The sequence below is a fragment of the Actinomadura sp. NEAU-AAG7 genome (assembly GCF_018603865.1).
Taxonomy (GTDB): domain Bacteria; phylum Actinomycetota; class Actinomycetes; order Streptosporangiales; family Streptosporangiaceae; genus Spirillospora; species Spirillospora litoris.
Genome location: NZ_JAHFZY010000001.1, coordinates 1,040,712 through 1,065,495 on the forward strand (window position 1 = coordinate 1,040,712; position 24,784 = coordinate 1,065,495).

General features: G+C 75.6%; 19 protein-coding genes and 1 pseudogene. 13 read left to right on the forward strand and 7 right to left on the reverse strand.

Annotation, left to right across the window (positions count from 1 at the left end; translation table 11 throughout):
• Positions 1 to 29: 29 nt before the first annotated feature.
• The gene (locus KLI87_RS40885) at positions 30 to 2,822 is read left to right on the forward strand and encodes a helix-turn-helix transcriptional regulator (RefSeq protein ID WP_214615979.1); all 2,793 of its coding nucleotides are present in this window, start codon (positions 30 to 32) and stop codon (positions 2,820 to 2,822) included.
• 38 nt (positions 2,823 to 2,860) lie between these two features.
• Here KLI87_RS40885 and KLI87_RS04915 read toward each other — a convergent pair whose 3' ends face one another.
• Positions 2,861 to 3,688 (reverse strand): arylamine N-acetyltransferase, encoded by an 828-nt coding sequence (locus KLI87_RS04915; protein WP_214615980.1) that lies wholly within the window; start codon positions 3,686 to 3,688, stop codon positions 2,861 to 2,863.
• On the reverse strand, positions 3,685 to 6,888 hold the full coding sequence (locus KLI87_RS04920; protein WP_214615981.1) for a BTAD domain-containing putative transcriptional regulator: 3,204 nt from the start codon (positions 6,886 to 6,888) through the stop codon (positions 3,685 to 3,687). Before KLI87_RS04920 ends, KLI87_RS04915 begins: the two co-directional genes overlap by 4 nt.
• Positions 6,889 to 7,006: 118 nt before the next feature.
• Here KLI87_RS04920 and KLI87_RS04925 point away from each other — a divergent pair, with 118 nt between their 5' ends.
• Positions 7,007 to 7,894, forward strand: coding sequence for an NAD(P)-dependent oxidoreductase (locus KLI87_RS04925; protein ID WP_214615982.1), 888 nt, complete (start codon positions 7,007 to 7,009; stop codon positions 7,892 to 7,894).
• A 9-nt stretch (positions 7,895 to 7,903) separates the two neighbouring features.
• On the opposite strand, the gene KLI87_RS04930 is transcribed toward KLI87_RS04925, so the two are convergent.
• Positions 7,904 to 9,214: an alpha/beta fold hydrolase gene (locus tag KLI87_RS04930; RefSeq protein WP_214615983.1), complete on the reverse strand. Its 1,311-nt coding sequence runs from the start codon at positions 9,212 to 9,214 to the stop codon at positions 7,904 to 7,906.
• A gap of 133 nt (positions 9,215 to 9,347) precedes the next feature.
• Between KLI87_RS04930 and KLI87_RS04935 the strand changes: the two genes are divergently transcribed.
• Entirely contained in the window at positions 9,348 to 10,502 is a 1,155-nt protein-coding gene (locus tag KLI87_RS04935) for a sensor histidine kinase (RefSeq protein ID WP_214615984.1), read from the forward strand.
• Positions 10,499 to 11,161 (forward strand): response regulator transcription factor, encoded by a 663-nt coding sequence (locus tag KLI87_RS04940; protein WP_214615985.1) that lies wholly within the window; start codon positions 10,499 to 10,501, stop codon positions 11,159 to 11,161. The genes KLI87_RS04935 and KLI87_RS04940 overlap by 4 nt, the downstream gene beginning before the upstream one ends.
• Positions 11,162 to 11,230: 69 nt before the next feature.
• Here KLI87_RS04940 and KLI87_RS04945 read toward each other — a convergent pair whose 3' ends face one another.
• Positions 11,231 to 11,968 (reverse strand): SDR family oxidoreductase, encoded by a 738-nt coding sequence (locus tag KLI87_RS04945; RefSeq protein WP_214615986.1) that lies wholly within the window; start codon positions 11,966 to 11,968, stop codon positions 11,231 to 11,233.
• An 84-nt stretch (positions 11,969 to 12,052) separates the two neighbouring features.
• On the opposite strand from KLI87_RS04945, the gene KLI87_RS04950 reads away from it, so the two are divergent.
• Both KLI87_RS04950 and KLI87_RS04955 read left to right on the forward strand, forming a co-directional pair.
• Complete coding sequence (locus KLI87_RS04950; protein WP_156214635.1) at positions 12,053 to 12,481, forward strand: MarR family winged helix-turn-helix transcriptional regulator; 429 nt, start codon at positions 12,053 to 12,055, stop codon at positions 12,479 to 12,481.
• Between the two features lie 99 nt (positions 12,482 to 12,580).
• The gene (locus KLI87_RS04955) at positions 12,581 to 12,928 is read left to right on the forward strand and encodes a VOC family protein (RefSeq protein ID WP_156214634.1); all 348 of its coding nucleotides are present in this window, start codon (positions 12,581 to 12,583) and stop codon (positions 12,926 to 12,928) included.
• Here the strand turns inward: KLI87_RS04955 and KLI87_RS04960 are convergent.
• Together KLI87_RS04960 and KLI87_RS04965 are read right to left on the reverse strand one after the other, a co-directional pair.
• Positions 12,906 to 13,493, reverse strand: a complete 588-nt coding sequence (locus tag KLI87_RS04960; RefSeq protein WP_214615987.1) for a GNAT family N-acetyltransferase — start codon at positions 13,491 to 13,493, stop codon at positions 12,906 to 12,908. The two genes, KLI87_RS04955 and KLI87_RS04960, sit on opposite strands and share 23 nt — an antisense overlap.
• Positions 13,494 to 13,497: 4 nt before the next feature.
• Positions 13,498 to 14,712, reverse strand: a complete 1,215-nt coding sequence (locus KLI87_RS04965) for an Ig-like domain-containing protein (protein WP_308165916.1) — start codon at positions 14,710 to 14,712, stop codon at positions 13,498 to 13,500.
• A 628-nt stretch (positions 14,713 to 15,340) separates the two neighbouring features.
• Between KLI87_RS04965 and KLI87_RS04970 the strand changes: the two genes are divergently transcribed.
• Genes KLI87_RS04970 through KLI87_RS05000 form a run of 7 tightly spaced genes read left to right on the forward strand, consistent with a single transcriptional unit; the run spans position 15,341 to position 23,746 of the window.
• The gene (locus tag KLI87_RS04970; protein WP_156214633.1) at positions 15,341 to 16,780 is read left to right on the forward strand and encodes a sugar transferase; all 1,440 of its coding nucleotides are present in this window, start codon (positions 15,341 to 15,343) and stop codon (positions 16,778 to 16,780) included.
• Positions 16,777 to 18,093, forward strand: a complete 1,317-nt coding sequence (locus KLI87_RS41415; protein ID WP_214615988.1) for an O-antigen ligase — start codon at positions 16,777 to 16,779, stop codon at positions 18,091 to 18,093. Before KLI87_RS04970 ends, KLI87_RS41415 begins: the two co-directional genes overlap by 4 nt.
• Positions 18,090 to 19,688: a lipid II flippase MurJ gene (locus KLI87_RS04980; protein WP_214615989.1), complete on the forward strand. Its 1,599-nt coding sequence runs from the start codon at positions 18,090 to 18,092 to the stop codon at positions 19,686 to 19,688. The genes KLI87_RS41415 and KLI87_RS04980 overlap by 4 nt, the downstream gene beginning before the upstream one ends.
• A complete protein-coding gene (locus tag KLI87_RS04985) occupies positions 19,685 to 20,437 on the forward strand; it encodes a polysaccharide deacetylase family protein (protein WP_308165848.1) in 753 nt (250 codons plus the stop codon). The genes KLI87_RS04980 and KLI87_RS04985 overlap by 4 nt, the downstream gene beginning before the upstream one ends.
• Entirely contained in the window at positions 20,434 to 21,705 is a 1,272-nt protein-coding gene (locus KLI87_RS04990; RefSeq protein ID WP_214615991.1) for a glycosyltransferase, read from the forward strand. The genes KLI87_RS04985 and KLI87_RS04990 overlap by 4 nt, the downstream gene beginning before the upstream one ends.
• On the forward strand, positions 21,705 to 22,430 hold the full coding sequence (locus tag KLI87_RS04995; protein WP_156214629.1) for a hypothetical protein: 726 nt from the start codon (positions 21,705 to 21,707) through the stop codon (positions 22,428 to 22,430). Before KLI87_RS04990 ends, KLI87_RS04995 begins: the two co-directional genes overlap by 1 nt.
• Positions 22,431 to 22,438: 8 nt before the next feature.
• A complete protein-coding gene (locus KLI87_RS05000) occupies positions 22,439 to 23,746 on the forward strand; it encodes a glycosyltransferase (RefSeq protein WP_214615992.1) in 1,308 nt (435 codons plus the stop codon).
• A 263-nt stretch (positions 23,747 to 24,009) separates the two neighbouring features.
• On the opposite strand, the pseudogene KLI87_RS41830 reads toward KLI87_RS05000, so the two are convergent.
• Positions 24,010 to 24,753, reverse strand: a pseudogene (locus tag KLI87_RS41830) (hypothetical protein); the annotation flags it as partial.
• Positions 24,754 to 24,784 lie beyond the last annotated feature (31 nt).

The window sequence follows — 24,784 nt, forward strand, 5'->3', positions numbered from 1 at the left end:
GGGGAGGGGCGCTGAGTAGGCTGGCGAGCATGCTGTACGGGCGGGACGCAGAGGCGGCCGAGATCGACCGGTTGCTCGACCGGGCCCGCTCCGGACGCAGCGGCGTGCTCGTCTTGCGGGGCGAGGCCGGGATCGGCAAGTCCGCGCTGCTGGACCGCGCGGCGGCGTCCGCCGGGGACATGCGGGTGGTGCGCGGCACCGGCGTCGAGTACGAGAGCGGCATGCCCTACGCGGGCCTCCACCTGCTCCTCGGCCGGTACCTCGACCGGATCGGCGACCTTCCGGACGCGCAGGCGGATGCCCTGCGCGACGCCTTCAACCTCGGCGGCTCCGGCTCCGGCTCCGAGCCGGGGAAGGGCGACCGGTTCCTCGTGGGGCTCGCGGTGCTGACGCTGCTGTCCGACCTGGCGGAGGAGCGCCCGCTGCTCTGCCTGGTGGACGACGCCCACTGGCTGGACGAGCCGTCCGCACAGGCGCTGCTGTTCGCGGCCCGCCGCCTGGACGCCGAGCCGATCGCGCTGCTGCTGGCCGCCCGCGACCCCGACGCGCCGGACGCCCCGGGACGTCCCGTGGTGGCCGCACCCGGGCTGCCCGAGCTGCGGTTGCGCGGGCTGGACGCGGACGCGGCGGCGCGGGTGCTGGACGCGCGGGCCGACGCCCCGCCCGGCCATCTCCGGCGCGAGATCCTGACCGAGGCGATGGGGAACCCGCTGGCGCTGCTGGAGCTGCCCGGGATGCAGGCGGGCGCGAAGGGGGAGCGGTCGACGGCCTACGAGCGGATCCAGCGGTCCTACGCCGGGAGGATCGCCGCGCTGCCCGAGCCCTCGCGGCTGCTGGTGCTGATGGTCGCGTCCGATGACCTCGGCGACGTGGGCGTGGTGATGGACGCGGCGGGGCGGTTCGGCGCGTCCGTGCGGGACCTGGAGCCCGCCGAGCGGCAGGGGCTGCTGCGGACCACCGGGGAGGGGCGGCTGGCGGTGCGGCATCCGCTGATCCGGTCCGCCGCGTACGAGTCCGCGCCGCTGGGTCTGCGGCTGGACGCGCACCGGGCGCTCGCCGACGTCTACCTGGAGCGCGGCGACGTCTGCCACCGCGCCTGGCATCTCGCCCGGTCGGTGACGGGGCCGGACGAGGGCGTCGCGGCCGTCCTGGAGGAGACGGCGGAGGCGGGGCACGGCGGCGGCGTCGTCGGCGCCGTCGGCGTCCCCGACGCGCGCGCCGTCAACGGGCGCGGCTTCGGTGGGAGCGAGGCGGTGGCCGCCCTGTACGAGGCCGCCGCCGCGCTGAGCCCCGACCGCGCGCACCGCGGACGGCGGCTTGCGGTCGCCGCGCGGATCTCGGCCGACGCCGGGCTGCCCGAGCGCGCGGTCGATCTGGCCATGCGCGCGCAGTCCGACCTGGACGACCCGCTGGCGCGCGCTGAGCTGACGCTGATCCGGGCCTCGCTCGCCGACGGGCAGGACCGCACCGGCGAGGCGTACCGGATGTTCGCCGAGACCGCGGCGTCGGTGGCCGACCAGGACGCGCGGACGGCCGGCTACCTGTTCTTCCAGGCGGCGTCCGCGGCCGTCAACGCGGGCGACTTCGCCGCCGTGGACCAGATGGCCGCGCGCGTCGAGGAGCTCGGCCTGCCCAACGCGGCCCACCTGCGGGCGCTGGCCAGGCTGTTCGCCGGGCAGGACCCGCGCGCCCTGCGGCACCGCGCCGCCGACGGGGTGGCGGCGCTGCGCGAGCTGATGGAGGCGATGCGGCTGTGCTACGGCCCGCGCGAGCGGATCCGCGTCGCGATGTGGCACCTCATGCTCGGGGACCTGGCCGGCGCCGACGCGGCGGCGGACGAGTTGGAGGCGCGGTTCCGCGAGGGGGGCGCGATCGGCCTGCTCGCCTCCGCTCTCATGCTCCGCTCCCGGACGCGGCTCCTCCTCGGACGGCACCGCGACGCGCTCACCGACGCGACCGAGGGACTGCGGATCGCCGAGGACACCGGGCAGCACCGCGTCCGCGTGTACCTCTCGACCGTCCTCGGGCTGCTCGCCGCGATCGAGGGCGACGAGCGGCGCTGCCTGGAGCTGACGGCGGAGGGCATCGAGCGGGGCGTCCCGCCGAGCAGCGTGCACGGGGCGGCGGCGCGCGGCCTGCTCGACCTCGGGCTCGGGCGGCACGAGGCGGCGCTCGAACGGCTGTCGGACGCGGTGTCCGGGCCGCACCGGCACGGCGCCATCGCGAGCCTGCCCGACCTCGTCGAGGCGGCCGTCCGGCTGGGGCGTCCGGAGCGCGGCCGGGACGCCGCCGACTGGTACCGGGAGTGGGCCGCGCAGGTGCGGGAGCCGTGGGCGGAGGCGGTCGCGCTGCGCTGCGCCGCGCTCCTCGGGCCGGACGAGGACGCCGACAAGACCTTCACCCGCGCCCTCGACCTGCACCGCGAGGGCGGGCCGCCGTTCGAGCGGGCCCGCACCGAGCTGCTGTACGGCGAATGGCTCCGCCGGGTCCGCCGCCGCAACGACGCGCGGACGCTGCTGCACGCGGCCCTCGACGGGTTCGAGCGCCTCGGCGCCGCGCCCTGGGCCGACCGTGCCCGCGGCGAACTGCGCGCCGCCGGTGAGAGCCCGGCGGGAGGCGGCACCCGACGGGACGACGCGGTCGGCAGCCTCACCCCGCAGGAACTCCAGGTCGTCCGGCTCGCGGCCGGCGGCCTGAGCAACCGGGAGATCGGCGCGCGCCTGTTCCTCAGCCCCCGGACGGTCGGCTACCACCTTTACAAGGCGTATCCGAAACTGCGGGTCGCCTCACGCAACGAACTGACCCGCCTGGATCTGACCTGACTCAGGCGGGTGTTCGGAAGGTGCGGTGCCTGACGGGGTCAGGATGCGGTGAGGCGTTCGATGTCCGGCGAGTCGAGGACGATGCCGAATTCTTCGGCGAGAACGGCGCCGAGTTGTTCGGGGGGCAGTTCCCGCTTCTCCTGGTGCCCGTCGGGACGGGTGGTGGTGAGGGTCGTCCCGTCCAGGACGCGCAGGGAGTCGACGGAGAACTTCTGCGTGAACGCGCGTGTCGTGAACGGTGAGTGCGGGCTCGTCGAGATGAAGTAGTTGAACAGCTCGTAGTCGATGTGGAACGTCTCGTTCAGCGTGAAGGTGTGGCGCTGGACCCAGCCGTCGGCGCCGCGCTGGTGCAGTTCCCAGGCGCGCGGGCCTTCGAAGAGCCGGAAACCCCAGCCGTCCTGTTCGACCTCGTTGACCCCTTCGGCGGGGAACTCCAGGGGTTCGAGCGGGCCGGAGCCGAAGCCGACGTCGCAGAGCAGCGCGGGCTCCCCGGGGATCTGGACGCGCAGCAGCGCGTGCGTGGTCGGCCGCAGTTTCGTCGCGCCCATCGTCACCCGCGCGGCCAGCGCGGTGAACTCGAAACCGATCTTCTCCAGGACGGCCGCGAACAGCTCGGTGTGCTCGAAGCAGTAGCCGCCGCGGCGGCGGTCGACGAGCTTGGCCTGGAGCGCCTCCACCCCGAGTTCCACCGGCCGCCCGAGGATCGCCTCCAGGTTCTCGAACGGGATGGAGGTGACGTGCGCGCGGTGCAGGGCGCGCAGCGTCGCCGCGTCCGGCCTCGGGTCGGCGTCGTATCCGACCCGCTTCAGGTAGGCGGGCAGGTCGAGCAGATCGCTCTGCCATCCGTACCCGAGATCCTCGGTCATGGCGTCCCTTCGATGTGCTGGTGCGGCACGGCCGCGTCGGGGGGCTCGCGGCGGCCCCGGTCGAATTCGGTTCCGAATGTGGAAACGCCGACGGCGGCCCGGATCCTTCCGCTGATCCGGTCGACGTCGCCGCGTTCGGCCGCCGGAAGGGGCGCTCCGGCCGAGGCGCGGAGCGCGGCGGCGGCGCCGAGGAGCCGCGCGGCGGGCGCGTGCTCGCCCGCGAGCGAGCGCGCGCCGGCGAGCCCTTCGAGCGCCAGCGCGATCGCGCGGGGGTCGCCGGTCGCGCGGGCGGCGGCGAGGCCCTCGGTGTGCAGGTCGCGGGCCGCCGCCGCGTCCCCGCGCTCCTCGGCGACGAAGCCGAGTTGGGCGTGCGCGAAGGCGATCCCGGCCGTCCCGCCGATGCCGCGCAGCCAGTCGAGCGGGGCCCGCAGGTGCGCCTGGGCGGCGTCGAGGTCGCCGCGCCGCCGGGCGACGAGGCCGAGGCCGATCTCGGCGAACTCGGCGGCGGACGGGGCGGCGTGCCGTTTCGCCAGTTCCAGCGACCGTTCGTGCAGGTGGTGGGCCTCGGCGAGGTCGCCGGTCAGCAGGGCGATCCGGCCGAGCGCGGCGAGGCGGAACGCGACGTCGGGCCACATCCGCAGCTCCCGCGCGAGCCGCAGTTCCGCGCGCCGGAGCCGGGCCGCCTCGGCGTGGTCGCCGGTGATCTCGGCGTGCCGGGACAGGACGTCGGTCGCCTCCAGCCGCCCCCACCTGTCCCCGAGGCCGGTGAAGATCGCGAGGCTCTCGGCGCCGGCGCGCTCCATCGCGCGCAGGTCGCCGCGTCCCATCGCCTGCTTGGCGTGGATCGCGAGCGCCGCCGCCGTGTGCCATCGGTCGGCGCGCGAGCGGAACACGGCCAACGCGCTCCCGACGCGTTTCTCGTTCGCGACCAGGTCCCCATAGGCCCAGTGGACGTGGGTGAGGAACCATTCCGCTTTGGCGCGCTCGTACTCGTCGCCGTGGTGCGCGAGGGCGGCTCGGCGGAGTTCCTCGGAGTCGGTGGCCTCGCCGGACGCCATGGTGAAGCCCGCCAGCCACGTCTCCGTTTCCGTGCGCGCCGCCGCCGTTTCCGTGCGCGCCGCCGGGGCCGGGCCCGCTGCGGCCAGGGCCGCTGCGAGCGCGCGGCGGGCCTCGGCGGAGCGCCCTCTGAGGAACCAGTACCAGGCTTGGGCGTTCACGAGACGGAGCGCGGTCCCGCCGTCCGCGTGGTCGAGCGCGAGGCGCAGATTGGCGGCCTCGTCGTCGAGGCGGTCGAGCCATTCCGGCTGTCCGTGTCCGCGCAGTTCGAGGGCCGCGTGCTCGGCGAACGCGGTGTAGTGGTCGGCGTGGCGGCGGCGGAACTCCTCCTCCTCGCCCGACTCCCGGAGGCGTTCCAGACCGTAGGCGGCGACGGACTCAAGCAGCCGGTAGCGGCCGTCGTCCCCGCGGACGACGAGGGAGCGGTCGACCAGGCGCGCGAGCACGTCCGCGCATCCGCCGCCGACCGCCTCGGCCGCCGCGAGCGTGCAGCCGCCCGCGTGCACGGCGAGGCGGCGCAGCGCGGCCCGTTCCGGTTCGGTGAGCGGCTCCCAGCTCCAGTCGATCACCGCGCGGAGCGTCCGCTGCCGGGCCGGGCCGCCGCGCCGGACGTCCGAGAGCAGGCGGAACCGGTCGTCCAGCCCGGCGGCGAGGTCCCGCACGCCGAGCGCGCGGACGCGGGTCGCGGCGAGTTCCAGTGCGAGCGGCAGACCGTCCAGGCGGCGGCAGATCGACACGACCCAGGGCGCGGACGCCGCGTCCAGCGCGAAGCCGGGCGCCGCCGCCTCCGCCCGCGCGACGAACAGCCGGACCGCCCCGAACCCCAGCAGCTCCGCGACCGAATCCCCGCCGGCGGGGAGCGCCAGCGGCGGGACGATCTGGAGTTGTTCGCCGGGGACGCCCAGCGGCTCGCGGGACGTCGTGAGGACGCGCAGGCCCGGCGCGTCCGACAGCAGCCGCGCGGCCAGGTCGGCGGCGGGCCCGGCGAGGTGCTCGCAGTTGTCCAGGACGAGCAGCGCCCGGCGCCCGCGCAGGGCCCCGGCCAGCCGCTCGACCGGGCCGCCCGCGCCGTCCTCGCGCAGGCCGAGCACGCGCGCCGCCTGCTCGGCGACGTCCTCCGCCGTCTCGGCGCGGACGGCCGCCAACTCGACGAACCACACCCCGCCCGGGTGGTCGCCCGCGGACCGGGCGGCGGCCTCCAACGCGAGCCGGGTCTTGCCGACGCCGCCGGGTCCGGTCAGCGTGACGAGGCGGGTCGAGGTCAGCGGGTCGGCGGCGAGCAGGTCGCGGGTGCGGCGGACCGCGTCCTCGCGTCCGATCAGCTCGCCGAGCGCCACCGGCAGCCGGGACGGGACGCGCGGCCGCTCCTCACCGGACGGGTCCTCCTCGGAGGGGTCCTGCTCCAGCATCGACCGGTAGAGCGAGGCCAGCGCGGGCCCCGGATCGACGCCCATCTCCTCGGCCAGGCGCTCGCGCAGGTCGTGATACCCGGCGAGGGCCTCGTTGCGGCGTCCGGCGCGGTGCAGGGCGCGCAGGTGCGCCGCGCGGAGCCGTTCGCGCAGCGGGTGCCGGGCGACCTCCGCCGCCAGGTCGGCCGCGAGCGCCGCGTGCTCGCCCAGCTCAAGGCGGGCCTCGGCATGCTCCTCCAGCGCGACCAGCCGCCGCTCCTCCAGGGCGGTCGCGGCGTGCGGGACGCCGAGCCCGCCCTGCCCGTCGAGCCCCTCGAAGGCGGGCCCGCGCCACAGCGCCAGCGCGTCCCCCAGCAGGCGCGCCCTGGCCGACGGGTCGGCGGCCTCCCCGGCCCGGACGAGCAGCGCCGCGAACCGTCCGGCGTCGACGGCGTCCGGCGGGACGTCCAGCAGGTAGCCGGGCGGGCGGGCCGCGATCAGCCGCCGCGCCCCGGGTTCGGCGCCGTCCAGGACCTTGCGGAGCTGGGAGACGCGCGCCTGGAGCGTGCCGGTCGCGTTGCGCGGCGGCCGCTCGCCCCACAGTGCGTCGACCAGCCGGTCGGTGGACACGGGACGCCCGGCGTCGGCCAGCAGCATCGCCAGGAGCAGGCGGACCTTCACCTCGGGCACGCGGACCTCGACGCCCGCCGGGCCATCGGTCCACACGGCGAGCGGGCCCAGCACCCCGAAACGCATTCCGCCAGCTTATGCACCATCCCTGACAACCCCGCCGCTACGGGCGGGTCCGAAGGGTTCCCGTAGCGGCGGAGGCCACGGTGAAGCCCACTGAACGGACGAGACACAGGAGATCTTGATGCCGAAGACCCCCGTGACCGTCATCGGGCTGGGCCCCATGGGCGCGACGATGGCCGCCACGTTCCTGGAGCACGGGCACCCGACCACGGTGTGGAACCGGACGGCGGCCAAGGCCGCCCCGCTGGTGGAGAAGGGGGCGACGCTCGCCGCGACGCCCGCCGAGGCGCTCGCCGCGTCCGAACTCGTCGTCATCAGCCAGACCGACTACACGGCGATGTACGACTCCCTGAAGGACTCGACCCACGCGCTGAAGGGGCGCGTCCTGGCCAACCTCAGCTCCGGCAGCCCGGACGAACTGCGCCGCGCGGGCGATTGGGCCTCCGGACACGGGGCGGAACTGCTCACCGGGGGGATCATGGTGCCGCCCCCGGGAATCGGCAAACCGGGTTCCTACGTCTTCTACAGCGGCCAGGAGAAGACCCTGGACGCGCACCGCGAAACCCTGCGCGCCCTGGGGGACATCACCTTCGTCGGGACGGACGTGGGCCTGGCGATGCTCTACTACCAGGCGCAGCTGTACCTGTTCTGGTCCACGACCACGGCCTACATGCACGCGCTGGCCCTGGTGGGGTCGGCGGGTGTGTCGGGGGAGCAGTTCCGCCCGTTCGGCACCGCGCTCGTCTCCGCGCTGGCGGCGGACGGGCCCATGGGGTACCTGCGCATCATCACCGAGGAGGTCGATTCGGGCCTGTCCCCGGGCGCCGACAACACCCTGCGCATGCAGGCGGTCGGTGCCGGGCATGTCGTCGAGGCCGGCCAGGAGGCGGGAATCGACACGACGGGCCCGACCGCCCTGAAGGACCTCTTCTGGCGGGCGGTCGACATGGGGCACGGTGACGGCGGCCTGTCCAGCGTCTTCGAGGCCATCCGCGCCCCCGCGACCTGAGCGCGCCGGTCAGCGCGGGGCGGCCTGGCCCGTGTACGGGGGGAGCGGGAGCGGGCGCCCGGTGAGGAAGGCGACGACGGTGTCCCGGTAGAGCTCGGGACGCTCGGCGTCGATCACGTGTCCGGCGCCGGGGACCTGGACGAGCCGGGCGCCCGGGATCGCGTCCCGGTACTCGCGGGCGATCTCCCACCGCTTGAACTCGCACTGGCCGCGCAGGATCAGCGCCGGGGCGGCGGCGCGGCGCAGCGCGGGACGCGGGTCGGGGGCCTTGAGGGCGTCCTCGGAGGTCATCTGGTTGGAGTAGAAGCCCGACCGCGACACGGCCTCGTGGAGCGGGCGGCCGGGGTGGCAGGTCGCGGCGGACCCGACGGACGACAGCAGCTCGTCGAAGAGCGGGTCGAGGTCCGCGTCGGGCAGCAGCGCGTGGGCGGAGCGCGGGTTCACGGCCATGAGCAGTGACCACGCGACGAGCTGGGGGCGGTTCTCCAGGTCGTCCATCCGCTCGCGCTGGGCCGGGGAGAGCCGGTCCCAGATCTCCCCCTCGCCGGACTTCTCCCACTCGGGCGCCCACAGGGCGCCGGGGGAGGTGAACACGACGCGGGCCACGTTGCCCGGATGCGCGGCGAGGTAGGCGGCGGCGAGCGTGGCGCCCCACGAGCTGCCCGCCAGGACCAGCCGCCCCGCGCCGATCCGCCGCCGTATCGCCTCCAGGTCGGCGACCTGCCGCGCGACCGTGTACCCGCGCGGGTCGGCGAGGCGCTGCGACCGCCCCGACCCGAGCTGGTCGTAGGTGTAGACGTCGAAGCCGGACGCGGCCAGGGCGCGGTCGAGGTCGTCCGGGCCCGCGCCGGGCGTGCCGGGGCCGCCGTGCAGCCGGACGACCGGCTCCGGCCGGGGCCGGCCGTGCGCCGGGGTCCGCGTGTAGGCGATGCGCGAGCCCGTGGACAGCTGCCAGTAGCGGGTGTCCTGGGCGGGGAGCGGGGCGGCCGTGAAGCCGAGCGGGCGGAAGACCAGCAGGTGGCCCGCGACCGCCACGATGCCGGTCATGCCCGCGGCGACCAGCAGCGCGAGGAGCCCGCGGCGGCGGGTACGGGCGAGTCGTCCGCCGAGGTGGGCGACGGCACCGGCGACCAGGGCGGAGGCGGACAGGGCGGCCGCCGCGCAGGCGGGGAGGGGCGCGTTCGCCGCGGCGGCGAGGAGGAGCGCGGCGATCGCGGCGGGCGGCGCGAGCAGCGCCCCGGTGAGGACCAGCGCGCCGCCGCCGAGCCGTCGCGGCAGGGATCCGGGGGCCCGCGTCTGAGGGATCTGTGTGGAGATCATGCCGCGACGCTAGGAACGGCGGCGGGGCGCGGTCGTCCTTCGGGCGGGATGGGGTTGGTCCCCCCGGAGGGGGACCGGTCGTCCTCAGCCGGGGTGATTCCCCAGATCACGGGCGTTCCGTACGCTGACCGCCATGGACCTTCGACGGTGGGGCCCGGACCGGGCCGCCGACCGCCGGTGGCGCTGGGTCGCCCTGGACCTGCTCGTCGCCTACGTGTCGGCGACCATCGCGATCGGGGAATCCGACGCCACCGCCTCCGTGCTCGACGGGCCGCTCGTCACCCGCGCCGCCGCCGTGGTGTGGTTCGCCGCGATCGCCGGCCGGCGCTTCGCGCCCGCGACCGCGCTGTGGGCCTCGGCGGCGGCCACCGTGGCGACGGCGCTCGCCGGGGAGCCGCTGACGAACCTGTCGGCGGGGTCCGCGCTGGCGCTGACGATGGTGGCGCAGACCCGGCCCCGCCCGCGCGCCGCGTGGCTCGCCGCCGCTCCGGTCGCGGCGGCGCTCGCCGCCCTCGGCGCGCGGGGCGCCGAGCCCCTCGTGCTCGGCGCGCTCCTGCACGGCGGCGCGCTGCTCGCCGGCGAGGCCGCGCGCTCGCGCTGGGAGGCGGCCACCGCGCTGCGGTCCCACGAGGCCGAGCGCGTCGCGGCGCTCCAGCGGCGCACGCTCGCCGACGAGCGCGCCCGGATGGCGCGCGAGCTGCACGACGCCGTCGGGCACGCCGTCACGGTCATGGTCACCCACGCGGGCGCGGCCCGGCTGTCCCTCGGCGCCTCCGGTGACGCCCATGAGGACGTGCGCCGCTCGCTGGGCAGCATCGAGGAGACCGGCCGCGCCGCCCTCGGCGACCTCGACCGCGTCCTCGGGCTGCTGGACGCCGCCGATCCGCCGGACCCGCCCGACCTGGCGTCCGCGCTGCGCGGCCTGGTCGTGGGGCTCCCGCCCGGCCTGCGCGCCGACCTGGTCGTGGACGGCGGCCTGCCCCCGGTCGGGGAGCCCGTCGTCGGGACGCTGCACCGCATCGTCCAGGAGTCGCTCACCAACGTGGTCCGCCACGCGTCCGCCCGTGCGGTGCGGATCGAGGTGTCCCGCGCGGGCGACGGCGTGCGCGTCACGGTCACCGACGACGGCGCCACCGCGCCCGGCGCGCCCGCGGCCGCCGGGCGGGGGCTCGCCGGGATGAGCGAGCGCGCCGCCCGGCTCGGCGGGACGTGCCGCGCGGGGCCCCGGCCGGACGGCGGCTGGCGGGTCGAGGCCCGCGTCCCCCTCGACGCGCGGACCGTCGCGTGATCCGGGTGCTGCTGGCCGACGACGAGGAGCTGATGCGCGGTGGCCTGCGCATGATGCTCCAGACCCAGCCCGACATCACCGTCGTCGGGGAGGCGTCCGACGGGGTGCGGGCCGTCCGGAGCACCGCCGCGCTCGCGCCGGACGTGGTCCTGATGGACGTCCGGATGCCCGTCATGGACGGCGTCGCCGCGACCGCCGAGATCACCGCCCGGCATCCGGCGTCCCGGGTGCTGGTGCTGACCACCTTCGAGCTGGACGAGTACGTCTTCGCCGCCGTCCGCGCCGGGGCCTGCGGCTTCCTGCTCAAGCGCACCCCGCCCGAGACGCTGGTCGAGGGCGTGCGGACCATCGCCTCGGGCGAGGGCCTGCTCGGCCCCTCGGTGACGCGGCGGCTGCTCGCCGAGTTCGCGCGCACCTCCCCCGCCCCGCCGGACGCCGGGGTGCGGCGGCGCCTGGAGCGTCTCACCGGCCGCGAGCACGAGGTGCTGCTGCTGATGGCGCGCGGTCTCAGCAACGCGGAGATCTCCGTCCGCCTCCATGTCGGTGAGGCGACGACCAAGACGCACGTGAAGCGGGTCCTCGCCAAACTCGGGCTGCGCGACCGGATCCAGGCGGTCGTCTTCGCCTTCGACCACGGGCTCGTCCGCCCCGGGGAGTAGCGGCGGGACCCATCAGGACGGGCCGCGCAAGGACAGGCGCGTCAGGACAGGCGCGTCAGGACAGGCGCGTCAGGACAGGCCGCCGTCGGCGACGATGTTCTTCCCGGTGATCCATCGCGCCGCGTCCGAGGCGAGGAAGCCGATGACCTCGGCGATGTCCTCGGGCCTCCCGAGGCGGCCGAGCGGGGTCTGGGCGACGAGCAGGTCGACCGGGGCCTCGGACGCGGCGAACCCCTCGGTCTCGGTCGGGCCCGGCAGGACGCTGTTGACCGTGATGCCGCGCGTGCCGATCTCGCGGGCGAACGTCCGCACGAGGTGCTCCCCGGCGACCTTGCCCGCCGAGTAGAGGGCCTGCGCCGGCGGGGTGAGGAGGGTGGCCGCCGTCGAGACGAACACGATCCGGCCGCCGTCGCGCATCCGGCGCCCGGCCTCGCGCAGCACGTGGAAGGTCGCGCGGGCGTTCAGCGCGAACGCCCGCGCGTAGTCGTCGTCGGTGGCCTCCGCCAGCGGGCCCCCGACGTAGCCGCCCGCGTTGTGGATCAGCACGTCCAGGCCGCCGTAGCGCCGCTCGGCCGTGTCGAGCAGGTCGCGCAGCTCGCCAGGTTCGGCGACGTCCGCGCGCGTCGCCGCGGCGCGCCCGCCGCCCGCCTCGATGTCGGCGGCGACCTGGTTCGCGGCGGCGGCGTCGGACCGGTAGTTCACGACGACCGCCATCCCGTCGGCGGCCAGCCGCAGTGCGGTCGCCCTGCCGATCCCGCGCGAGCCTCCGGTCACGACCGCGACCCGGTCGGGTGTCCGCGTCCCCATGATGCTCCAATTAGTTGATGTCGTGGACTGTTGAGATCATCTACTAAATAGTGGACATCATGGACTGTCAAGTAGTCTCGGCGCATGAGCCGTCCAGCGGGCGATCGGGAGGTCGCCGGAGCCCTGCTCGAACTGGCGTGCGTGATCGAGGGCATCAGGGGCGTGGTGAGCCGCGAGCTCGGCCTCACCCCCCAGCAGGCGCAACTGCTCACGCTGGTGGACCCGGGCGAGCTGACCCACGGCGAGCTGGCGCACCGGCTGAACTGCGACAAGACCAACGTCACCGGGCTGGTCGACCGGCTGGAGCGGCGCGGGCTGGTCCGGCGGCGCCCCGATCCGGACGACCGCCGGGTGACCCGGGTGTCACTCGACGATCAGGGCGTGGAGCTGGTCGCCCGCTTCCGGACGGCGGTCACCGCCGCGATCGCGGGGCGGCTCACGTCCGGGCCGTCCGCCCGCCACGACGAACTCCTCACGCTGGCCCGCGCGACCACCGGGGCCCTCCGCGCGTAGGCCGCGCCGGCCGAGCGCGTCGCGGGCGATGTCGTTCGCCCGCGATAGCGTGAGCTGGGCCCAGGCGTACCGCCGTCCCTGCCGTGATGGAGTTCCGAAATGACCGTTCGCCGTGTCGTGCCCAACGTCCGGTCGGAGGCCGTGGAGGAGAGCCGGGAGTTCTACGGCCTGCTCGGGTTCGAGGAGGTCATGAACCACGGTTGGATCGTGACACTGGCCTCGCCCTCCACCCCGCCGGCGCAGATCAGCGTCATGACCGAGGACCTGACGGCGCCGGTCGTCCCCGACATGAGCGTCGAGGTGGAGGACGTGGACGCCGCCTACGACGCCGTCCGGGCGAGCGGCGCCGAGATCGTCCATCCCCTCCAGGACGAGGAATGGGGGGTGCGGCGCTTCTTCGTCCGCGACCCCAGCGGGAGGGTGGTCAACGTTCTGAGCCACCGCTGACATCGGGAAGCGCCGGGAACGGGCGGCGCTCGGCGAACTCGTCGGCGGTGATCCCCAGCAGGACCAGGTCGTGATGGGCGCCCGCGAAGTACTCGTGGTCGCGCAGCCGCCCTTCCTCGGTGAAACCGAGGGAGCGGTGCAGCCGCAGTGAGGGCTCGTTGAACGCGTAGATCCCGACTTCGCATTTGTGGTAGCGGCGTTCGCCGAACATGAAGGCGAGCAGCAGCCCGATCGCCTCGCGGGCGTAGCCGCGCCGCTGGTGCCGGTGGCCGATCGCGACGCCGTAGCCGAAGCGCCCCGCCCTCGGGTCGGCGTCCACGGTGTTCACGGTCCCGACGAGCACGCCGTCCCGCGCGGTGGCGATGGCCAGCCGGAACTCGTCGCCGTCCGGCGGGCGGGTCGCCTCGTCCAGGGCCCACCGGCGGTAGCCCTCGTCGGAGCGCGGCGGGTGCAGCATGTCGCCGCTGCGCATATCCGCGGAATGGGCGTCGAACTCCTTGAACGCCTGCCAGTCGTCGGGCTCGATTCCGCGCAGCCGTACCCGCCGGCCGCTCCAGGAGTCCACCGGCTCAGGCGGCCTTGCCGGTGGTCACCGGCTTGCCGAGGGCGCCGCCCGAGGTCCACTTGGTGAAGGGGAGCTGCCAGTAGGCCCAGCCGTTCGTCCACTGGAGGTCGCGCTTGGTCCCGGTGATGGTGACCATGTCGCCGCGGTAGGCCCAGTTGTAGAACCACTGCGCGGAGGCGGCGGGGGAGCGGACGCAGCCGTGGCTGCAGTTGCGGTTTCCGAGGCAGGACGGGTCGTCCATGTTCTGGTGGATGTACTCGCCGCTGTTGGAGATGCGGGTGGCCCAGGGGACCTGCTCGTCGTACCAGCCGGGGTCGCCCTTCTTCTTGCCGGGCGGGCGCATGCGCTCCAGACGGCTGCGGTCCATCGTGAGGTGGACGCCGCTGGTGGTGAGCAGGTGGTCGACGCCGTCGGCCTGCCGGTCGCCGCCCGCGCCGAGGCTCACGCCCCACGAGCGGACCGTGCTGCCGTTCTTCTTGACGACCAGCTTGTGCGTCTTGGCGTTGACGTTGATCGTGTGGGAGTCGCCGATGCGGAAGGAGCGGGTCACGTCCTTGTCGCCGAAGACCTTGTCGCCGATCTTGAGGCCCGCGTAGTGGACGGTGACCGAGACGCGCTGGCGCGGCGCCCACGGCTGCTTCGGCCGGAACACCACCGAGGGGAGGCCGTTGAACGACTCGCCCGCGGTCAGCCACCGCCAGGCGCCCTCGGTCGGGGTCGTCGAGGTGATCTCGATGGCGCGCTCGACGGCGGGACGGGCCTTGACCGGGACTTCCTTGCTGAACTGGACGAAGACCGGCATACCGGTACCGACGGTCTCTCCCGGGCTCGGGATGACGTTGTTGATCGTGGTCGCGGCGGTCGCCTTGGACGTGCGGAACGCGCTGGTCGCGGTGGTGGCCTTGCCCTTGGGGGAGGTCGCCGTCGCCGACACCTGGTAGCGGTTGCCGGGGACGAGCGTCCAGGTGGAGCGCCAGCTCGTCTTGTCGGCGGAGAGCGTGCCGGGGATGTCGGCGCTCTTCAGCTTGACCGACACCTGGCTGAGCTTCCCGCCGGACGCGGTGATGGTGATCCCCGCGTCCGGACGCGCGCGGCCGTCGCCGTTGGCCGGGGTGATCGCCACCCGCGGCGCACCCTCCTCGCCGCCCTTGGCGGTGGTGCCGCCCGTACCGTCACTGCCGCCGCACGCCGCCGCCAGCCCCATGACCAGGGCAAGCACCAAGGCCTTACCTCGCACCGTTCTCCCTCATCAGCAACGCGGGTCGCGCTAGCGGGGACCCGCGACACGATCTTCTACGGAACGAGCCTCATGCCCGGCCGGCGGCCGGGTTTCGCGTCCGATCACTTGTGACGTCCATCGTGCCCCGAAGGTTCGTGGTACGGGACCGGTTCCTGGATCTTTCCATGACCGTGTCGCGCCAGGTACGGCGCCCTGCCGTGTCGCCGGCCACGTGTCGGACGCCCCGGCGCGCGCCGTACCGCGCGCCGCCGGACGCGCCGTACCGCGCCGCCGGACGCGGCGGACCGGCCCGCCGGGCGCGTCGTGCCGTGCCGGGCGGCCCCGGCGGGCCCGGTACGGGGTGATCGCTGCATTTCTCGCATTCGCCGGAAAGGGGGACGCAATGGCGCTGGTAAAGGGTTTTGGAAGGAAGATTGCCCGGCGGCGGGTGTCAGGTGGGTGATTCGGTGAAACGAGCTGTGGGCTGGGGTTCCTGCCTGTGTTGATCTTCTATTCAAGGTTGGGGCGCCCTTCGTTAAAGAGCGGTGATCTGTGCGGCGGACTGCTGCGATGCTGATCGTGGCGCTCGTGTGTCCCCGTAATCGGCGGTAGGGAAAGTGGTGAGTCAATGAGAGCCCAGGGGCTGAGCGCATCCCTCGATCCGGGGGCGCCCCACTCGGATCTCTCTCCCACGTCCGGTGACGCCGCCGCCCTGCCCCTGCTGCCCGACCGCCGCGCGGCCGGGTCCCGCGTCCTCGCCCGGCTGTATCCGGCGTGCCTCGCGCTCGCCGACGCCTGGGCCGCCTCGACGGCGGTGGCCTCCCTCCAGGTCCGGGCCGGGGGAGCGTCGATGCTCGCGTCCGTCGTGGTGGTCGGGCTGAACGCGGCGGGCGGCCTGTACCGGGTCAGGCGCAGCCCCTCGCTGCTGGCCGACCTGCGGCCGGTGCTCGTCCGCGCGCTGGCCGTCGGGGTGCTGGTCGCGGCGATGGTGCCCGGCTCGTCCTGGTTCACGGTGGTCTGGATCGGGGTGGTCGCGTGCGGGCTGTCGCTCGGGGCCCGCGCGGTCGCGCACGCCGCCGTCCGGACCTACCGATGTCGCCGCACCCGCGCGCGGCTCGCGCTGGTCGTCGGCACCGGCGCGGCGGCCGCGCACGTCGTGCACCTGCTGCGGGTGCGCGGCGAGTTCGGGCTGGTGCCGGTCGGGCAGGTCACGGCCGGTCCGCCGGACGCGGCGGCCGCGCTGCCCGTGCTCGGCGGGACCACCGACCTCCCGGCGCTCGTCCGCGACCACGGCGCCGACACGGTCATGGTCGTCGCCGAGGACATCGGCGCCGGCCAGCTGGACGCGGTGCTGCGCGTCTCGTTCGGCCTGGCGTGCGAGACGCTGCTCGTCCAGCCGCCCTCGGACGTGGTGCCGGTCGCGGCGGCGCGGCGCGAGTACCTCGCCGGGCTGCCGTGCGCGCGGGTGGACTGGCCGCTGCGCGAACCGGGCGCCCGGCTCGCCAAACGCGTGTTCGACCTCGTCGTGGCGAGCCTGCTGCTGGTCGGCGCGGCGCCGCTGCTCGCCGCGTGCGCGCTGGCCGTCCGGCTGGAGGGCGGGCCCGGCGTGCTGTTCCGGCAGCGGCGGGTCGGGCTCGGCGGCGAGGAGTTCGTGCTGCTGAAGTTCCGCACGCTGAAGCCGGTGGACGAGGAGGAGTCCGACACCCGCTGGACGGTCGAGGACGACGACCGCGTCGGCCCCGTCGGACGGTTCCTGCGGCGCTCCTCCTTCGACGAGCTGCCGCAGCTGTGGAACGTCGTCCGGGGCGACATGAGCCTGGTGGGGCCGCGTCCGGAACGCCCGCACTTCGTCGAGCAGTTCTCCCGGACCTGCCCCGGCTACCGGCTGCGGCACCGCGTGCCGGTGGGGATGACGGGCTGGGCGCAGGTCCACGGGTTCCGGGGCGACACCTCCATCGAGCTGCGGGCGCGCCTGGACAACCACTACATCGACCACTGGTCGTTCGCGTCCGACCTGCGGATCCTGCTGCTGACCGCGCGGGCCATGCTCTGCCGGGACCCCGGGTGAACGCGCACGCGGTGGCCGCGCGCCCGTTCTGGGCCGACCCGGCCGTGGCGGACTGGGCGCGGCGGCCGAGCTGGCTGGTCGCGGTGACCGTGCTGTGCGTCGGCCTCCCCTCGGGAGGGGCCGGGACGGGCGAGGGCGTCCAGGTCACCGCCGGGGACGTCGCGAGCGCCGGGCTCGTCCTGGTCGCGGTGTTCCTCGCGGTGACACGGCGGGCCGAGGTGCCGCGCCCGGCGCCGCTCGCGTTCGGGCCGCTGGTGCTCGGGCTCGGCGTGAGCACGGTGTGCTCGTCCGACATCGGGGCGAGCCTGCCCGGCTACGCGCGCTGCCTCCAGATCTTCGTGCTGGTGCCGCTGGCGGTCGTGCTGCTCGTCCGGGACCGCCGCGACCTCGGCATCGTCTGCGCGGCCGTGCTCGCCCTCGGGCTCGCCGAGGCCGCCTACGGCATCTGGCAGTCCACGACCGGGCACGGCGCGACCATCGACGGCCGGGCGATCCGCGCGGTCGGGACGTTCGGCGCCGTCGACGTCATGGCGCTGTCGGTCATCGTCGGGTTCGCCGTCCTGATCCTCACCGCGTTCGCGCTGGAGGCCCCCCGGCACGGGCCGGGAGCGGTCCTCGCGGCGATCGGCGGGCTCGGGGTGCTGGCGGTCGCGCTCGCGGGCGCGCTCAGCCGGGGGACCTGGCTCGCGCTCGGCGCCGCCGCCGTGCTGATGCTGGTCGTCTACGACCGCTGGCTCGCGGTGCGGACGCTGGTGTGCTGCGCCGCGCTGCTGCTCGTCGTCGTCGCGGGCCTCGGCGGCGGGGCGCAGGCGGTGGTCGCGCGGTCGCGGTCGATCGCGGGCGTGGTCACGTCCTCCCCCGACCAGTCGGTCAGCGACCGGTACCTGCTGTGGGGCGCCGCCGGGCGGATCTGGGAGGACCATCCGCTCACCGGCGTCGGCGTGAAGAACTTCCCCGCCTACCGCGACACCTACGCGACGATCGAGCTGTCGTCCGGCAGCGAGACCCAGGACCCGGTCAACGGCTACGTCCGCGAGCCGCTGCTGTCGCCGCACAACGAGTACCTGCTGATCCTGTCCGAGCAGGGCGTCGCGGGGTTCGCCGGGTTCGCGGCGCTGGTCGCGGCGATCCTCGGCGGGCTGTGGACGCGGCGCCGCGTCCGCGACCCGTTCTGGCTGATCGGCGCCGGGGTCATGACGTTCCTGCTGACCAACTTCCTCTACGCCGACCTCGGCGGGCCGACCTGCGTGCTCATCGCGATCCTGCTCGGCGCGGCGACCGCGCGGGCCCTCGGCCCGGAACCGCGCCGATGACGGCCACCGGAACCGCGACGCGCCGGCCGGCGCCGGCGCCGAGCGCCTCGGTCGGACGGGCCGCCGCGCTGTCGGCCGCCCTGATCGCGGGCGGCACCGCGCTCGGCTTCCTGCGCGACCTCGCGATGGCCGACCTGTTCGGCGCGAGCGGCAGCACCGACGCCTTCCTCGTCGCCTGGACGATCCCCGAGACCGTGTCGCCGCTGCTCATCGAGGACGCGATGGCGCTGCTGATGGTCCCCGCCGTCACGCGGCTGCTCGCGGGCGGGCACGGGGTGCGGCCGTTCGTCGGCGCGACGCTGCCGCGCATGGTGGCGGGCCTCGCGCTGGTCACGCTGGCGCTCGCGGCCGGCGCGCCGCTGGTCGTCGGCGTGCTCGCGCCCGGACTCACGCAGGTGGGGCCCGCCGTGCTGTGCGTCCGGCTGACGGCGGTCACGGTCGTGACGTTCGGGATCGCCGGGTTCATGAGCGCGACGCTGCGCGCCCACCACCGGTTCGGGCCCCCGGCCGCGATCTACCTCGCCTACAACGTCGGCATCCTCGCGCTGATCGCGGGGCTGTCCGGGACGGTCGGCGTCACCAGCGCGGCGATCGGGGTCGCGTGCGGCAGCGTCCTGATGGTCGCGGTGCAGGCGCCCGCGTTCGTGCGGTGCCTGCGCTCGGGGCCCGTCCAGCCGGTCGCGCGGCCGACGGGGGAGGAGATCAGGCTCGGGGTCGCGGCCGTCGTGCCCATCGTCGTGTACACGGTGACGCGGCAGGCGCAGGTGTTCGTCGAGCGGTTCCTCGGCTCGGGGCTCGCCGCCGGGTCGATCTCGCAGCTCAACTACGCGCAGAAGGTCGCGCAGGTCCCGATGGTGCTGTCGCTGCTGATCGTCACGGTGACGTTCCCGAGGCTCGCGCGCGCCTCGGCGGACGGCGACACCCGCCGCGTCGCCGCCCAGATCCAGCGCGACCTCGCCGTCGTCAGCGGCATGGTGCTGTGCGCGACCGCCTACCTGGTCGCGTTCGCGCCCGCCATCGTCGCGGCGCTGTTCGAGCACGGCGCGTTCACCGCCGCCGACACCGGCGGCACGGCCGCGATCATGCGGGTGTACGCGCTCGGGCTGTGGGGGCAGACGACGGTGGGGCTCGCCGCGCGGGCGTTCTTCGCGCACGGCCGCCCGACCTGGCGCCCCGCCGCCGTCCTCGCGGCGGGGCTCGCCGTGACCGCCGCCGTCGGCGCCGCGTTCGCCGCCGCCGGGGGGACGGTCGCGCTGGCCGCCGCGAACGCCGCCGGGATCACGCTCGCCGCCGTGCTGATGCTGGCCGGGGTGCGGCGCCGGGTCGCGCCCGTCTCGCTGCGCCGGATCGGCGCGGACGTCGCGCGGCTCGTGCTCGTCGCGGCCGGGGCCTGCGCGGCGGGCCTGCTCGCGGCCGCCGCGTTCGGCCCGTCGTTCGCGTCGCTGCTCGCGGGCGGCGCCGTGACCGCCCTGACCTTCGCCGCGCTGGTCGCGCTCGCCGGACGCGACCTCATCGCCACCTGGATCACCGCATGGAGCACCGCGGGGCCGCGCGCACGCCGCCGCCCCGCCGACCCGGAGGAGGACGAGCAGTGAGGGAACCCGTGACCAGCGTGACCGGGGCCGCCCGGCCGGTGGAGGCGCTCCGTCCGGCGCCCTGGGTGCTGATGTACCACTCGGTCGACCACTACCGCGACGACCCGCATCTGGTGACGGTCTCGCCGCGCCGCTTCGAGGGCCAGCTCGCCTGGCTGCGGGCGCGCGGCCTGCACGGCGTCGGCATGGCGGAGCTGCTCCGGGCGCGGGACGCGGGTGAGGAGCGCGGCCTCGTCGGGCTCACCTTCGACGACGGCTACGCCGATTTCGCGACCCGGGCCGTCCCGGCGCTGGTGCGGTTCGGGTTCAGCGCGACGGTGTTCGTCGTGTCCGGGCGGATCGGCTCCTACAACGCGTGGGACGACGGGCCGCGCAAGCCGCTGATGACCGTGGACCAGATCCGGACGGTCGCCGGCGCGGGCATGGAGGTCGCCTCGCACGGGCGGCACCACGTGCCGCTCACCGAGACCGGCGGCTGCGAGCTGCGTGAGGAGCTGGAGGAGAGCCGCGCGAGCCTGGAGGACGTGCTCGACCGGCCGGTCACCGGGTTCGCCTACCCCTACGGCGTCGCGACCGGACGCGAGATCGAGGCGGTGCGGGCGGCGGGCTACGACTACGCCTGCGACATCCGCCCGGCCGAGCCGGGACGGCACGCGCTGCCCCGCACCTACGTCGGCGACCGCGACCGGCGGCTCCGGCTGCGCGTCAAGCTCGCCCGGCACGAGCTGCGGCGACGGAGCCGCGTATGAGGGCGGCGCCGCGTACGAGGGCGCCGCGTACGAGGGCGGCGGGGGCGACGCGCGTCCTGCATGTGATCACCGGGCTCGACGCCGGGGGCGCGGAACGCCAGCTCGCGCTGCTGCTGCGGCACTGGCGGGAGTCGGGCGACTCGTCGCCGGAGTGCGAGGTCGCGTCGCTGACCCGCACCGGGACCGTCGGCGACGCCATCGCGGACGAGGGGACCGCCGTCCACGCGATCGGCATGCGCGGCAACCGCGACCCGTCCGCGCTGCCGAGGCTGGCGCGGCTGATCCGCGCCGGACGGTTCGACGTCGTCCACACCCACCTCTACCGCGCCTGCGTCTACGGGCGGGTCGCCGCCCGGCTCGCGGGCGCCCCGCGCGTGATCGCCACCGAGCACTCGCTCGGCGACGGCCAGATCGAGGGCCGCCCGGCGACCCGCGGCGTCCGCGCCCTCTACCGGGCGACCGAGCGGCTCGGGTCGATGACCGTGGCGGTGTCGCCGACGGTCGCCGCCCGCCTGCGCGGCTGGGGCGTGCCGCCGGGCCGGATCGTGGTGGTCCCCAACGGGATCGACGCCGCCGCCTTCGCCTTCGACCCCGCGCGCCGCGCCGCGACCCGGCTCCGGTTCGGGATCGGCCGGGCGGATTTCGTGGTCGGCGGGGTCGGACGGCTCGTCCCGACCAAGCGGTTCGACCTGCTCATCGACGCGTTCGCGCGGATGCCGGGCGCGCCGCGGCTGCTGATCGCCGGGGCCGGGCCCGAGCGGGAGGCGCTCGGCCGGCTCGCCGCGCGCCTCGGCGTCGCCGCCCGCGTGGTCTTCGCCGGGGCGACCGACGACATGCCGGGCGTCCTCGCGGCCATGGACGTGCTCGCGGCGCCGTCCGTCCAGGAGACGTTCGGGCTCGGCGTGCTGGAGGCGCTCGCCGCCGGGCTGCCGGTCCGGTACACGACCTGCCCCGCGCTCGACGACCTTCCCCTCGACCTGCTTCCTGACCACGAGGCGGGCGCGGTGCGCCTGCCCACCGACACCGGCACCTGGGCCGGCGAACTCGCCCGACTCGCCGAGGCGGCGCGGGCGCTCGTCCCGCCGCCCGGGGCCGGGGCCGGGGCCGGGGGCGTGGCGGGGCGGTCGCCCGTCCCCGCCGTCGTCGGCCGCTACGCGATCGCCGAGCAGGCCGACCGGCTCGCCCGGCTCTACCGGGACGCCCTGCCGCTCGACATGCCACCCGATCTGCCGCCCGCCATGCCAGCCGACACGAGGAAGGGCTTGTGATGCCGCAGCGTGAAGCCATCGAGCCGAAGGGCGCCGTCGCCGACACGCCGGAGCCGCCCGCGCCCGCCGAGCGGAGGGCCGGGTTCCTCGCGCGCCGTGTCGGCCGTCCGGTCGCCGCGTTCACCAGGCGGTTCGGCCCGGCGCTCGCGCTGGTGCTGACCGGGACGCTCGGCGGGCTCGGTTACTCCCTGGTCGTGCCCGCGACCTACACCGCGACCGCGTACGTACTGGTCGTGGACGAGGGCGCGGGCGGCGCGCGCGGCCCCGCGGCGGTCAGCTTCGCGCAGGCCTACGGACGGCTCGCCCCGCTCCCGGAGACGCTCCGCCACTCCTCGCTGCCGCTGCCGAAGGTCGCGCGGGGCGCGACCCGCGAGCACATCCAGGCGTCCACCTCGCCGGAGACGCCGCTCGTGCGGCTGACCGGCAGCGGCGCGAGCGCGGCCGACGCCGCCGGGTTCGCCAACGCCGCCGCCGACGCGCTCGTCCGCTACGGCACGTCCCACCGGGCCGACACCGGCGTGCGGGTCGCGCTGATGAGCCTCGCGGGCAGGCCCGCCGCGCCCACCTCGCCCAACCTTCCGCTGGACGTCGCCGTCGGGACCGCCTCCGGGATCCTGCTCGCCGGGCTCGGCGCCGCGATCCTGAGCGGACGGCGCCGGAAGGGCTCGCACGACGCGTCGTCCCGCTCCCGAGCGAACGCCGCGAACGCCGCGAACGGGGTCTGAGCGCCCGCATGGGCGGCGACGGCTCCGGGCGGCTCCGGGTGCTGCACGTCAGCCAGCCGAACGCGGGCGGGGTGGCCGTCTACATCGGCCAGGTGGTCCGCGACCAGCGGCGGCGCGGCTGGGACGTCGCCGTGGCCTGCCCGGTCGGCGGCGACCTGTCGAGGCGCTGCGCCGCCGCCGGCGTGCCCTGGTTCGGCTGGGACGCCCGCCGCGCGCCCGGACCCGCGACGCTGCTGGAGGTCCTGCGGCTGCGGCGGCTCGTCCGGGGGTTCGCGCCGGACGTCGTCCACCTGCACTCCTCGAAGGCGGGCCTCGCGGGACGGCTCGCGCCGCGGGTGCCGACGATCTTCCAGCCGCACGGCTGGTCGTGGCTCGCCGCCACCGGGCGGCAGGCGTCGTTCAGCGAGCTGTGGGAGCGGCGCGCGGCGGGCCGCACCGGCGCGCTCGTCTGCGTCGGCGAGGGCGAGCTGCGCGAGGGCATGCGCGCGGGGGTGCGCGGCCCGTACCGGCTGGTCCGCAACGGGGTGGACCGGCGGCGGTTCCGGCCCGCCGACGGCGCGGCGCGGCTCGTCGCGCGGGCCCGGCTCGGGCTGCCGGCGAGCGCGCCGCTGGTCCTGTGCGTCGGCCGCCTGACCCGGCAGAAGGGTCAGGACGTGCTGGTCGCGGCATGGCCCGACGTGCTCGCGCGCTGCCCGTCCGCGCGGCTCGTCCTGGTGGGGGACGGCGAGGACCGCGACCGGCTGCGCGGGAGCGCCCCGGCGGGGGTGCTGTTCGTCCCGGCGGTCGCCGACCCCCGGGACTGGCTGCGCGCCGCGTCCCTCGTCGCGCTGCCGTCCCGCTGGGAGGGGCTGCCGCTGACGGCGCTGGAGGCGATCGCGATGGGCCGCTGCCTCGTCGGGACGGACATTCCGGGCATCCGCGAGGTCGTCCGCCCCGGCTGCGGAGCGCTCGTCCCGCCGGAGGACCCAGGCGCGCTCGCCGCCGCGATCGTGCCCCGGCTGCTGTGCCCCGGCATCGCCGAGGAGGAGGGGCACGCGGGGGCCGCGGCGTCGGCGGCCTTCGACCTCACCGGGACGCTGTCGATGCTCGCCGCCGTCACCCGGGACGTCGCCGCGGGTCAGCCCCGGGCCGGAAGCGGGGCGGGCGCCGTCGGGGGCGGCACCGTGAACGGCGGCGTCACCGCCGGATTCGGCGCGCTCGACGGAGTTGCCGGATTTGCCGGGTTCGGCGGTCTCGGGGAGGGCACGTCCGCCGAGGGCGCGTCCGCCGACGGCGCCGGCGAGGGGGCGGTCGTGCCGCCGAACAGCTCCCGGTAGGCGGCGGACGAGCGCGGGTTCTGCCCGCAGAGCCAGACGCCGTGCGGGCAGTAGTCGGTGATCGTCTGGTAGACGACGTCGTGCCCGGCGATCCAGTCGTGCATTCCGCGGATGAATTCGGGGTTGTCGGAGTTGCGGAACAGGCCCCATTCTGGGAAGGAGATGGGTTTACGGTGGGCGGCGGCGAAATCCGCCTGCGCCTGCAACCCGTAGGGTTCGTTGACGTAATCCTGGAAAGTCTTTCCCTCGGGTTGGTCGTAGCTGTCGGATCCGATGATGTCGACCACATCGTCGCCCGGGTAGCAGTACGTCCAGGGGATCGTGTCCCGCCCGCGTGTCGGCGCGAAATCGAAACGGAACGCCGCGCCCGCGACACCCCGCATGGACGCGACGATGCGCCGCCAGTAGCCTTTCCAGGCCGCCGGATCGGGCGAGCAGCGGCCCCCGTAGGCCTCGCCGTTCATTTCCCAGCCGAGCACGATGACGGTGTCGGCGGCGCCCAGCGAGACGAGGCGCCGCGCGAGGATCCGGTAGTGCGCGTCGAACATGCCGAAGGCCCCGGCGCGCAGCAGCGCGGGCAGCGCGGGCGAGGGCAGCCGGGCCTCGTTCGGCGCCATCATCGGCACGTTGAGCACCAGTGACCTGCGCGGATCCGCCCGCCGCCAGCGCGCCCACGGCCGCAGGATCTCCTCGGGGCCCTCCACGCCGTGCCAGCCGTCCCCCGGCAGGTAGGTGTGCCCGACGGTCACCGGCGCGCCGAGCCATTCCTGGAACCTCGCGACTTTCTCCACCCCCTCGGGGCCGGAGCCGAGAAAGGCGCCCAACGGCACATATTTCGACTGCCGCAGCGCTGCGCGGGGCTCGATACAGGTGACCAGACTGGACGCGGTGAGCGCGACCAGGACCGCGGACACGGCCATAACGGGAGGGAGCGGGTAGAAGGGAACCCGCCTTTGCCGGCGGCGCCGGAATGGCCGCCCCGCTGGATGGATATCCGCAGCTCGCATGCGTATCGTATGCCCTCTGGCGTTGACCGTG

Bases quoted from the DNA above. Each gene is read 5' to 3' on its own strand.
- KLI87_RS40885 (WP_214615979.1), top strand. From the start codon at position 30: ATGCTGTACGGGCGGGACGCAGAGGCGGCCGAGATCGACCGGTTGCTC.
- KLI87_RS04915 (WP_214615980.1), bottom strand. From the start codon at position 3,688: ATGACCGAGGATCTCGGGTACGGATGGCAGAGCGATCTGCTCGACCTG.
- KLI87_RS04920 (WP_214615981.1), bottom strand. From the start codon at position 6,888: ATGCGTTTCGGGGTGCTGGGCCCGCTCGCCGTGTGGACCGATGGCCCG.
- KLI87_RS04925 (WP_214615982.1), top strand. From the start codon at position 7,007: ATGCCGAAGACCCCCGTGACCGTCATCGGGCTGGGCCCCATGGGCGCG.
- KLI87_RS04930 (WP_214615983.1), bottom strand. From the start codon at position 9,214: ATGATCTCCACACAGATCCCTCAGACGCGGGCCCCCGGATCCCTGCCG.
- KLI87_RS04935 (WP_214615984.1), top strand. From the start codon at position 9,348: ATGGACCTTCGACGGTGGGGCCCGGACCGGGCCGCCGACCGCCGGTGG.
- KLI87_RS04945 (WP_214615986.1), bottom strand. From the start codon at position 11,968: ATGGGGACGCGGACACCCGACCGGGTCGCGGTCGTGACCGGAGGCTCG.
- KLI87_RS04950 (WP_156214635.1), top strand. From the start codon at position 12,053: ATGAGCCGTCCAGCGGGCGATCGGGAGGTCGCCGGAGCCCTGCTCGAA.
- KLI87_RS04955 (WP_156214634.1), top strand. From the start codon at position 12,581: ATGACCGTTCGCCGTGTCGTGCCCAACGTCCGGTCGGAGGCCGTGGAG.
- KLI87_RS04970 (WP_156214633.1), top strand. From the start codon at position 15,341: ATGAGAGCCCAGGGGCTGAGCGCATCCCTCGATCCGGGGGCGCCCCAC.
- KLI87_RS04980 (WP_214615989.1), top strand. From the start codon at position 18,090: ATGACGGCCACCGGAACCGCGACGCGCCGGCCGGCGCCGGCGCCGAGC.
- KLI87_RS04990 (WP_214615991.1), top strand. From the start codon at position 20,434: ATGAGGGCGGCGCCGCGTACGAGGGCGCCGCGTACGAGGGCGGCGGGG.
- KLI87_RS04995 (WP_156214629.1), top strand. From the start codon at position 21,705: ATGCCGCAGCGTGAAGCCATCGAGCCGAAGGGCGCCGTCGCCGACACG.
- KLI87_RS05000 (WP_214615992.1), top strand. From the start codon at position 22,439: ATGGGCGGCGACGGCTCCGGGCGGCTCCGGGTGCTGCACGTCAGCCAG.